Here is a 9,244-nt window from a genome sequence, read left to right as displayed (position 1 = left end):
GTGTAGTCGCGTTCGTCCTCGCCGTGGCCCAGGGCGAGGTTGGCCTGGTAGGTGTCCAGGCCCTGGTCCTGCAGGGCGTAGGCGTCGAGCTTGGCGTACAGCCCGATGCCGCGTCCTTCCTGGCGCAGGTAGAGCAGGAAGCCGCCGGCGTCGGTGATGCGCTGGGTGGCCTCGCGCAGCTGGGGGCCGCAGTCGCAGCGCTGGGAGCCGAAGACGTCGCCGGTGAGGCACTCGCTGTGCGGGCGGACCAGCGGGGTGCGGGCGGGGTCGGTCAGGGCGGCGCGCCAGTCGCCCAGGCCCAGGGCCAGGTGCTCGCGCCCGTCGGACAGGCCGCTGAACGTGAAGACGTCACCGGTGGTGGCGTAGCCGTCGGCGAAGCGCAGCGGGACGCGGACCCGGGTGCGCACCACCACCCCCGGCGAGACGGTGGGTGCGGAGGTCTGGTGGGGGATGGCGGCCGCGGCCGGCGCGCCCGGCGACACCTCGGGCGGGGACAGGTGCATCACGGCTCCTCCGGCGGCTGGGGTGTGCACTAATTCCTTGAAGCTTCAATCGACAGTCTAGCGGTCGGCGCCGACACCGCGGGGCGATGTGCCCGAGGTCACCGGAACGCCGGGTCCTCCGCCCGCTCCGGCCGCAGCGTCAGCCGCACGTCCGGCCCGACCCGCACCACCTCGTCCAGCCGCAGCCGGTGCGCCGCCGCGATCGTGCCCACCCCCGCGCCCCGCAGCGCCGCCAGGCCGTCGCCGAGCAGCACCGGGGCCACGTACCCCACCGCCCGGTCCACCAGCCCCGCCGCCCAGAACGCGCCCGCCACCGTCGGCCCGCCCTCCAGCAGCACGCTCACCACCCCCCGCGCCGCCAGCACCGCCAGCACCGCCGCCGGGTCGTGCCGCGGCACCACCGCCACCTCCGCCCCCGACCCCGCCGCGCCCGCGACCGGCGCACCGGCCGTGAGCAGCAGCGTGGGCGCCGCGCCGTCCAGGACCCGCGCCCCCGCCGGTGTGCGGCCGTCGCTGTCCAGCACCACCCGCAGCGGCCGCCGGTCCGGGCGTGGCACCCCGCCTGCGCGCACGGTGAGCTGCGGGTCGTCGGCCAGCACCGTGCCCACCCCCGCCAGCACCGCGTCGACCTCCCCGCGCAGCCGGTGCACGTCCTCGCGCGCCTCCGCGGAGGTGATCCACTTCGAGGTCCCGTCGGCCGCGGCGCTGCGCCCGTCCAGCGACGCCGCGAACTTCCACGTCACGAACGGCCGCCGCAGGCGCTGGGCCGCCAGCCACGGCTCCAGCGGCTCCGCGCGCACGTCCAGCCGCTCCACCTGCACGCCCGCCGCGCGCAGCGTCCCCGCCCCACCTCCGGCGACGGGGTCCGGGTCCGGGTGCAGGTACACCACCCGCGCGATGCCCGCCTCCAGCAGCGCCCGGGTGCAGGGACCGGTGCGGCCCGTGTGGTCGCAGGGCTCCAGCGTCACCACCGCCGTGCCGCCCCGTGCGCCCTCCCCGGCCTCCCGCAGCGCCACGACCTCCGCGTGCGGGCCTCCCGGCGGCCGCGTCGCACCCTCGCCCACCACCCGGCCGGAGGCGTCCACGACGACCGCCCCCACCGGCGGGTTCGGGCTCGTGCCCCCCAGCACCCGGCGGGACAGCTCCACCGCGCGGCGCGCCAGCTCCTCGTCCCTCGTCATCCCCGCAGTCTCCCGCCCGGGGTGATCCAGGGGGCGCGTCCCTTGATCGCGCCGGGGCGGGGTGCTCAACCGCCGGCGCCGCCCGGTCGATGAAGTGTTGTCACCGAAATCACACAGGGAGTCATGCATGCAGCGCAACCCGCTCCTCGGCTGGATCGCCGACCGGCGCGTCGGAAGCAAGATCATCGCAGCCGTCGCGGTTGCCTGCGCCGCCGCGCTCGCCGTGGGGATCGTCGGCGTCACCTCCCTCGCGACCCTGCGCGACCGCGCGCAGAGCATCTACGCCGACGGCCTCGTCGCGGTGGACCACATCGGCGCCGCCGAGACCGAGCTGCACCGCATGCGCACGCTCGTCCTCGTGCACGCCATCTCCGTCGACGGCGCGGCGATGCAGCAGGCCGAGAAGGACATCGCCGCGGCCGACGCCGCCTTCGACGAGCGCTTCGCCGCCTACACGGCGACCGACATGACCGGCCGCGAGGAGGCCGTCGCGCGCCTGGAGAAGGCCATGGCCGAGGTCCGGGCCGTCCGCGACGAGCAGCTGCTGCCCGCCAGCCGCGCCAACGACCTCGTCGCCTTCCGCGCCGCCCGGGAGGAGGACTTCACCCCGGTCGTCGAGGACGCCTCCGCCGCCATCGCCGACCTGCTCACCATCGAGCGCGACGCCGGTCAGGACCTCCTCGACCAGGCCGTCGCCACCTACGAGAAGGCCCGCACCACGACCATCGCCGTCCTCGCCGCCGGCATCGTCCTCGCCGTCGCCCTCGGCCTGCTGATGGCCCGCCTCATCACCGGTCCGCTCTCCCTGGTCGTGCGCGGCCTGCGGGCCCTGGAGCAGCGCGACCTCACCACCACCGTCGCCGTCGACAGCAGGGACGAGACCGGGCAGATGGCCCGGGCGTTCAACTCCGCCATGGGCGGGCTGCGCGGCACCCTCGGCGGCCTCGCCGAGAACGCCGCCTCCCTCGCCGGCGCCTCCCAGGAGCTGTCCGCCGTCAGCAGCCAGCTCGGTGCCGGCGCGCAGGAGTCCTCCGAGCGCGCCACGACCGCCGCCGCCGCCGCCGAGCAGGTCAACGCCGGCGTGCAGACCCTGTCCGCCAGCTCCGAGGAGATGGGCATCTCCATCCAGGAGATCGCCAGCAGCGCCGGCCGGGCCGCCGAGGTCGCCCAGCAGGCCAAGAGCGTCGCCGAGGGCACCACCGCGCAGGTCGAGGCGCTCGGCCGCGCCAGCGCCGAGATCGGCAACGTCGTCAAGCTCATCACCTCCATCGCCGAGCAGACGAACCTGCTCGCCCTCAACGCCACCATCGAGGCCGCCCGCGCCGGTGAGGCCGGCAAGGGCTTCGCCGTCGTCGCCAGCGAGGTCAAGGAGCTCGCCCAGCAGACGGGGCGCGCCACCGAGGACATCACCCAGCGCATCGGCGCCCTGCAGGCCTCCAGCCAGGACGTCGCCCAGGCGATCGGCGCCATCCAGGACGTCATCGGCCAGGTCGACAGCTACTCCCTCACGATCGCCAGCGCGGTGGAGGAGCAGAGCGCCACGACCAACGAGATGGGTCGCAACATCAGCGACGCCGCGGCCGGCAGCGCCGACATCGCCCGCAGCGTCACCACCGTCGTCGCGGTCGCCGAGTCCACCGCCGAGGCCGCCCGCGCCACGAACGACGCCGCCGGGGACCTGGCGCGGCTCGCCGCCGACCTCAACACCGTCGTCGGCACCTTCCGGTACTGATCCCGCCACCGGCTCCCCGGCCCCGACCCGAACCCCCGGCCCCCGGCCCGCACCCGCGGGCCGGGGGCCGTCCGCGTCCCCGCAGACCCGGTGCGTGCTCACCCGGTGTCACCACCGCCGGGAGGGCACCGCCGGGCGGGGGACACCGCCTCAGGAACGTCCCTGGACCTGCCGATCATCAGGGGGTGACCGACCGGCGAGGTGCCCCCGAGCAGACCCCGCGGCGCTCCGCGGCCGGACCGGCCCCCGAGCAGCGCGCGACGGCCCGCGTCAGCCTGCCCGCGGAGCTGCGCACGATGGTCCGGCACGCCGTCGCCGCGATCGCGGCACTGCTCGTGGTGGCCCTCTCCGCCACCGGTTACCTGCTCACCGTCAGCCACCCGCAGGTCCGGGCCTCCACCGACCTCACCCGCGCGCTGCGCATCAGCCACGAGGCGATGCTGGACCAGGAGACGGGTCTGCGGGCCTGGGTCGCGACCGGCGACGAGGAGTTCCTGGAGTCCTACCGGGCGGGGCACCGGACCGCCGCCGTGCAGGAGCGGCGCGTCGAGGAGGCCGCCGCCGCGCTGCCGGGGATGTCCGCGGCCGTGCGCAGGGTCCTCGTGGCCCAGCGCTCCTGGCAGCTCGGCTGGGTGCCGCACGCCCTGGAGCAGGGCCGCGTCGCCCCCGCCGTGCGGACCCCGGACGCGGCGGCGGCGACGACCACCCTCCTGCTGGAGGGCAAGGCCGCCTTCGACGCCTACCGGGACACCTACGACCGCGCCATCGCGCAGGCCGCCTCCGGGCGGGACCGGGCCGTCACGGCCCAGGCGCTGGTGCTGCGGGGGATGGCGGCCGCGCTCGTCCTGTTCGGCGGGCTCGCGCTGCTCGTGGTGCGCCGCAGGGCCCGGCGCATCGACCGCCTCGTCGCCGAGCCCGTGCGCCAGCTCGCCGCGACCGCCACCCGAGTGCAGCGCGGCGAGGACCTCGCGGGCCTGCCCCCCCTGGAGGTCGGGGAGCTCGACGACGTCGCGCAGACCCTGGCCCGGCTCGCGCAGGACCTGCACCGGGAGCGGGACAGCATCCGCCTGCGCGCCGAGCAGTCCCGCCAGGTCAGCGACCAGCGCAAGCGGCTCCTGACCGCCGCCCAGGCCATGGCCTCCTGCGGCACCGTGCAGCAGCTCGCGCAGGTCGTGGTCACCACGGCCGCCGAGTTCAGCCAGACGGCCGCCGGGCTGTGGCTGTACGACGGGGACACCGGCTACCGCTGCGCCGCGTGGTCCGGCGCGGTCCAGCCCTCCGCCCCCACCCCGCTCGTGCGCCGGGTCGGTCACGAGGGCCTGCGCCGGGAGGACGCCGCCGCGGTGGCGCTCCCGCTGCACGCCCACGGCCGCGTGCTCGCCGTCCTGTACGTCGAGCGCTTCTCCAGGCTGCGCGTGCCCGCCGGGGTCGACACGTCGCTGGCCTCCATCGCGGTCATCGCCGCCGCCCACCTGCAGGCCCTGGAGCTGCTGGAGGAGACCCGCGCCACCGCGCGCGTCGACCAGCTCACCGGGGTGGGCAACCGCCGCCTCATGGACGAGGAGCTCGCCGCGGAGTGGGCGCGCAGCGTCCGCCACGACAGGCCCCTGAGCGTCGCCCTGCTGGACCTGGACCACTTCAAGAAGGTCAACGACACCGCCGGCCACCTCGTCGGGGACCGCTGGCTCCAGCTCGTCACCCAGGTCGTCCGCGAGCAGCTGCGCTCCAGCGACCGGGTGTACCGCTACGGCGGCGAGGAGATCGCCGTCCTCCTGCCGGAGACCGCCGAGGCGGACGCCGCCGCCGTGCTGGAGCGCATCCGCGCCGCCGTGGCCGCGACCCGCGGGCCGCAGGAGCACCCCCACGTCACCACCAGCGCCGGGGTCGCGGAGCTGGCGCTGGGCATGACGCAGGTCTCGGACCTGCTCGCCGCCGCCGACGGCGCCCTGTACGCCGCGAAGCGGGCGGGCCGCGACCGGGTCGCCCGCGCGGCGTGCCCCGGCGCCGTGGGTCCGGCCGTCCTCGCCGCCCCGCCCGCCGTCGTGGGGTAGCGGGGTCGCCCGGCGGGCCGTCCCGCCGGATCAGCTCCCGCGGGCGGCGAACGCCTCGAACTCCTCCTGCACCTCGTCGAAGAACGCCGTCTTGGCGCGCGTGTAGTCGTCGTAGTCGGTGTCGTGGGCGTGCTCGGCCGCGACGCGGGTCTTGAACCCGGCGTAGCGGTCGCGGGCGTCCGGGTGCGCGCGCAGCCAGTCGCGGAACCAGACGGTGTACCTGCCCCACGGCGACGCGGCCTGCCGCACGTGCAGGATCGCCGCGTCGGGGCCGTCGAGGTCGTGGACGAACAGGCGCTTGCGCCACACCTCGTCCGGCACCTGCTCGCGACCGCGGGGGATGTCCCGGTACACGCCGGGGGAGTCCGGGCGCGAACCCGCGGCGGGTGTGAAACCGGCCCCCGCGAGGGCCTCGTCCAGCTCCGCGGCGGCGGGGAGGCGGCCGACGCGCACCTGCAGGTCGACGAAGGGTTTCGCGATCAGGCCGGGCACGGAGGTCGAGCCGATGTGGTCGGACGTCCCGGCGACGCCCAGGGGTTCCAGCGCCCGCTCGACGGCCGCGAGCAGGCGGGCGGCACGCACGGGCCACCGGGGGTCGTGGGGGTGCAGCACCGCAGGTCCGGGCACGGCCCCGACGCTAGCGCGCGGGAGCTGTGCAGGGGGAGGGTCAGCGTGAACCGCTCCTTCGCCGTGTGTGTCGCCCCGAGTCGTTCGTAGAAGGCGATGGCGGAGCGGTTCCACGCCGGGGTCTGCCACTGCGCCTGCACCAGTCCTCGGCGTCGGGCGTCGCCGAGCGCCGCGGTGAGCAGCCGGTTCCCGGTTCCCCGGCCGCGATGGTCCTCGTGCAGGTAGAGGCAGTCCAGGTGGGCGTACCCACCAGCGGTCCAGGTGGACAGCTCGTCGGTGAGGCTGGCGTAGCCGACCGCTCGACCGTGCTGCTCGGCGACGAAGATCCGCAGCCGCCCGGCACGCAGGTGCGCGTCGGTCCGCTCGGCCCAGTCATCGGGCACCACGACACCACCTCCCTCGAACCGCACGTGGTCGAGCACCAGGGCGTGCAGGTCGTCGCCGTGCCCGACGGTGTGGATGCGGCGCACCACGACGGTGTCGCCACCGGTGTCGCCACTGGTGTCGCCGCCGGTGCCGGTTCCCGTCACGGCACGTGGACCGGGGCGACGAGGTCGTCCGGGGCCCGCCGGGACCGTCCGGTGTCGGTGGTGATCGCCAGCCCCTCGCGGACCCAGTACTCGAAGCCGCCGATGAGCTCCCGCACCCGGGTGTAACCCATCGAGGCCAGGGTGGAGGCGGCCTTGGTGGAGCCGTTGCAGCCCGGCCCCCAGCAGTAGACGACGATCGGCGCGTCCAGGTCCGGCGCCAGTTCCCCGATGCCGTCGCGGACCTGCGCGCCGGGCAGGTGCACCGCACCGGGGATGCGGCCCTGGCCCCAGCCCGCTGCGGAGCGCACGTCGAGCACCAGTGGTGCCGCACCGCCGGCGCGAGCTGCGGCCAGATCGGCAGGGTCGGTCTGGTGGGCCAGCTTGGCGGCGAAGAAGTCCACCGCGTCGATCGAGGTCGTCATGCCCACCATCGAACCTGCCCGAGGCCGGACGCACCAGGGCCGATCCACGGCCTTCGCGGGGCTTCACCGTTGATCCGCTGGTACTTTGGCGATCGTGGCGATGAATCCCCGGCCTGCCCTGGACGACACCGACCACGCCATCCTGGAGCAGCTGCAACGGGACGGCCGGATCAGCGTCGCCGACCTGGCCCGCGCGATCAACCTCTCGGCCAGCGCCACGGCCGACCGGCTGCGCCGCCTCACCGACACCGGCGTCATCACCGGCTACAGCGCCACCCTGGACCCCGAGGCGCTGGGTTACACCGTGACCGCGTTCGTGCGCCTGGCCTATCCCACGGGGAACTACAAGCCGTTCCACGACCTGCTCGACACCACCCCCGAGGTCATGGAAGCCCACCACGTCACGGGTGACGACTGCTTCGTCCTCAAGGTCCTCGCCCGGTCCATGCGCGACCTGGAGCGCATCACCGGCAAGCTGGCGACGCTGGGGGGCATCACCACCAGCGTCGTCTACTCCAGCCCGCTGCCGCACCGACGCCTCGATCCCGCGTAGGCACCGAGGAGCTCGGGCCGCGGAGCCGCCCTGCCGGCAGAGGGCCGCTGATCCCCGGGGCGGTCGTCGGCCGTGGGTGCGGGTGTGGTCAGGCGCCGGCGTCGCGCACCTGGTAGACGTCCGGGACGCCGTCGTGGTCGACGTCGACCTCCTCCTCCCCGCACAGGCGGCGGTAGGTCCGGTTGCGGGCCCGCAGCACCACGGCGGCCAGCAGCGCCGCGAGCACCGAGCCGGCCAGGACCCCCACCTTGACGTGCTCGTCGCGCTCGCTGCCCGCCCCGAACGCCAGCTCCCCGATGAGCAGGGAGACGGTGAACCCGATGCCGCCCAGCAGGGACAGGCCCAGCACGTCCCACCACGACAGGGACTCGTCGAGCTGGGCGCGGGTGAAGCGGGACACCAGGGCGGTGGCGCCCAGGATGCCCACGACCTTGCCCACCACCAGTCCCGCCACGATCCCGAGGGCCACCCGGTCCTGGAAGGAGGTCGCCAGCCCGCTGAGGCCGCCGACGGTGACCCCGGCGGAGAAGAACGCGAACACCGGCACCGCGACACCGGCCGACACCGGCCGCCAGAGGTGCTCGAAGTGCTCGGCCAGCCCGGGGCCGGCGTCGGGACCGCCGGCGGCGGCGCTGCGCAGGACGGGCACCGCGAACCCGAGCAGGACGCCGGCGACGGTGGCGTGCACGCCGGAGGAGTGCACCAGCACCCAGGTCGCGAAGGCCAGCGGGACCAGCAGCCACCAGGTGTGGATCCGGCGCTGCACCAGCACCGTGAAGACCGCCAGCGGCAGCAGGGCCCCCAGGAGGGGCGCGACTGCCAGGTCCTGGGTGTAGAACACCGCGATGACCACGATGGCGAGCAGGTCGTCGACCACCGCCAGGGTCAGCAGGAACGTGCGCAGCGCCGCGGGCAGGTGGGTGCTGATGACGGCGAGCACGGCCAGGGCGAAGGCGATGTCGGTGGCGGTGGGGATCGCCCAGCCCCGCAGCGCGCCCCCGCCGGTCCCGGCGTTGACGGCGACGTACAGCAGCGCGGGCACGGCCATGCCCCCCACCGCGGCCGCCACGGGCAGCAGCGCCCGGCGCGGGTCGCGCAGGTCACCGGCGACGAACTCCCGCTTCAGCTCCAGGCCGGCGACGAAGAAGAAGATCGCCAGCAGCCCGTCCGCCGCCCACTGCCCCAGCGTCAGGTCCAGGTGCAGCGCGTGCGGGCCGACCGTGGTGTCGCGCAGCGCGGCGTAACCGCCGGACCAGGGGGAGTTCGCCCACGCCAGGGCCAGCACCGTGGCGGCCAGCAGCAGCGCGCCGCCGACCGTCTCCTTGCGCAGCACCCCGCTGATCCGCTGGACCTCGGGCCAGGAGCCGCGGGCGAAGAGGGGACTGCTGCCGGAGGGGCTCTTGCGGGGGCCGGGCGCGGGAGGGTTCACAGGGCACCTGTTCCAGGGATCGGCGACGTCGTTGCCGACCAGACTTCCCGGCGCACCTCGGGCCAGGGTAGCGGTCCCTGCGCCGGGAGGCGCTGTGCAACGGCCGCCGGGAGGCGCTGTGCAACGGCGGGTCCCCCTTCAACTCTCCCCCTGCGTGAGGGTAGCGTTGCGTGCGTGTCACCCCCGGGGTGAGTCACCTCGCCGGTGGCACGACGC

At 75.5% G+C, this 9,244-nt stretch carries 9 protein-coding genes; 3 read left to right on the top strand and 6 right to left on the bottom strand.

The window, feature by feature from the left end; translation table 11 throughout:
- Together ribA and ribD are read right to left on the bottom strand one after the other, a co-directional pair.
- On the bottom strand, nucleotides 1–503 hold a 503-nt coding region (gene ribA, locus ACYQBY_RS08830; RefSeq protein ID WP_459643475.1), incomplete at its 3' end, for a GTP cyclohydrolase II RibA.
- A 98-nt stretch (nucleotides 504–601) separates the two neighbouring features.
- Nucleotides 602–1,684, bottom strand: a complete 1,083-nt coding sequence (gene ribD / locus ACYQBY_RS08825; RefSeq protein WP_459643474.1) for a bifunctional diaminohydroxyphosphoribosylaminopyrimidine deaminase/5-amino-6-(5-phosphoribosylamino)uracil reductase RibD — start codon at nucleotides 1,682–1,684, stop codon at nucleotides 602–604.
- Between the two features lie 127 nt (nucleotides 1,685–1,811).
- Between ribD and ACYQBY_RS08820 the strand changes: the two genes are divergently transcribed.
- The gene (locus tag ACYQBY_RS08820) at nucleotides 1,812–3,416 is read left to right on the top strand and encodes a methyl-accepting chemotaxis protein (RefSeq protein WP_459643473.1); all 1,605 of its coding nucleotides are present in this window, start codon (nucleotides 1,812–1,814) and stop codon (nucleotides 3,414–3,416) included.
- Between the two features lie 185 nt (nucleotides 3,417–3,601).
- Nucleotides 3,602–5,467: a diguanylate cyclase gene (locus tag ACYQBY_RS08815; RefSeq protein WP_459643472.1), complete on the top strand. Its 1,866-nt coding sequence runs from the start codon at nucleotides 3,602–3,604 to the stop codon at nucleotides 5,465–5,467.
- Nucleotides 5,468–5,497: 30 nt separating this feature from the next.
- On the opposite strand, the gene ACYQBY_RS08810 is transcribed toward ACYQBY_RS08815, so the two are convergent.
- From ACYQBY_RS08810 to ACYQBY_RS08800, 3 genes are read right to left on the bottom strand one after another with little or no spacing between them, the layout of a single operon-like run.
- Complete coding sequence (locus tag ACYQBY_RS08810; RefSeq protein ID WP_459643471.1) at nucleotides 5,498–6,049, bottom strand: GrpB family protein; 552 nt, start codon at nucleotides 6,047–6,049, stop codon at nucleotides 5,498–5,500.
- Nucleotides 5,947–6,624 (bottom strand): N-acetyltransferase family protein, encoded by a 678-nt coding sequence (locus ACYQBY_RS08805; RefSeq protein ID WP_459643470.1) that lies wholly within the window; start codon nucleotides 6,622–6,624, stop codon nucleotides 5,947–5,949. Before ACYQBY_RS08805 ends, ACYQBY_RS08810 begins: the two co-directional genes overlap by 103 nt.
- Entirely contained in the window at nucleotides 6,621–7,055 is a 435-nt protein-coding gene (locus tag ACYQBY_RS08800) for a rhodanese-like domain-containing protein (RefSeq protein WP_459643469.1), read from the bottom strand. The genes ACYQBY_RS08805 and ACYQBY_RS08800 overlap by 4 nt, the downstream gene beginning before the upstream one ends.
- A gap of 91 nt (nucleotides 7,056–7,146) precedes the next feature.
- Between ACYQBY_RS08800 and ACYQBY_RS08795 the strand changes: the two genes are divergently transcribed.
- A complete protein-coding gene (locus tag ACYQBY_RS08795) occupies nucleotides 7,147–7,599 on the top strand; it encodes an Lrp/AsnC family transcriptional regulator (protein ID WP_459643484.1) in 453 nt (150 codons plus the stop codon).
- Nucleotides 7,600–7,687: 88 nt separating this feature from the next.
- On the opposite strand, the gene nhaA is transcribed toward ACYQBY_RS08795, so the two are convergent.
- Nucleotides 7,688–9,028 (bottom strand): Na+/H+ antiporter NhaA, encoded by a 1,341-nt coding sequence (gene nhaA / locus ACYQBY_RS08790; protein WP_459643468.1) that lies wholly within the window; start codon nucleotides 9,026–9,028, stop codon nucleotides 7,688–7,690.
- Between the last annotated feature and the right edge of the window lie 216 nt (nucleotides 9,029–9,244).

The organism is Kineococcus anabasis (assembly GCF_054590795.1).
This window is presented reverse-complemented; position numbering and strand designations above follow the sequence as displayed.

Excerpts from the sequence above, each read along its gene's own strand:
- ACYQBY_RS08820 (WP_459643473.1), top strand. The coding sequence starts at position 1,812 with ATGCAGCGCAACCCGCTCCTCGGCTGGATCGCCGACCGGCGCGTCGGA.
- ACYQBY_RS08800 (WP_459643469.1), bottom strand. The coding sequence starts at position 7,055 with ATGGTGGGCATGACGACCTCGATCGACGCGGTGGACTTCTTCGCCGCC.
- ACYQBY_RS08795 (WP_459643484.1), top strand. The coding sequence starts at position 7,147 with ATGAATCCCCGGCCTGCCCTGGACGACACCGACCACGCCATCCTGGAG.
- ribD (WP_459643474.1), bottom strand. The coding sequence starts at position 1,684 with ATGACGAGGGACGAGGAGCTGGCGCGCCGCGCGGTGGAGCTGTCCCGC.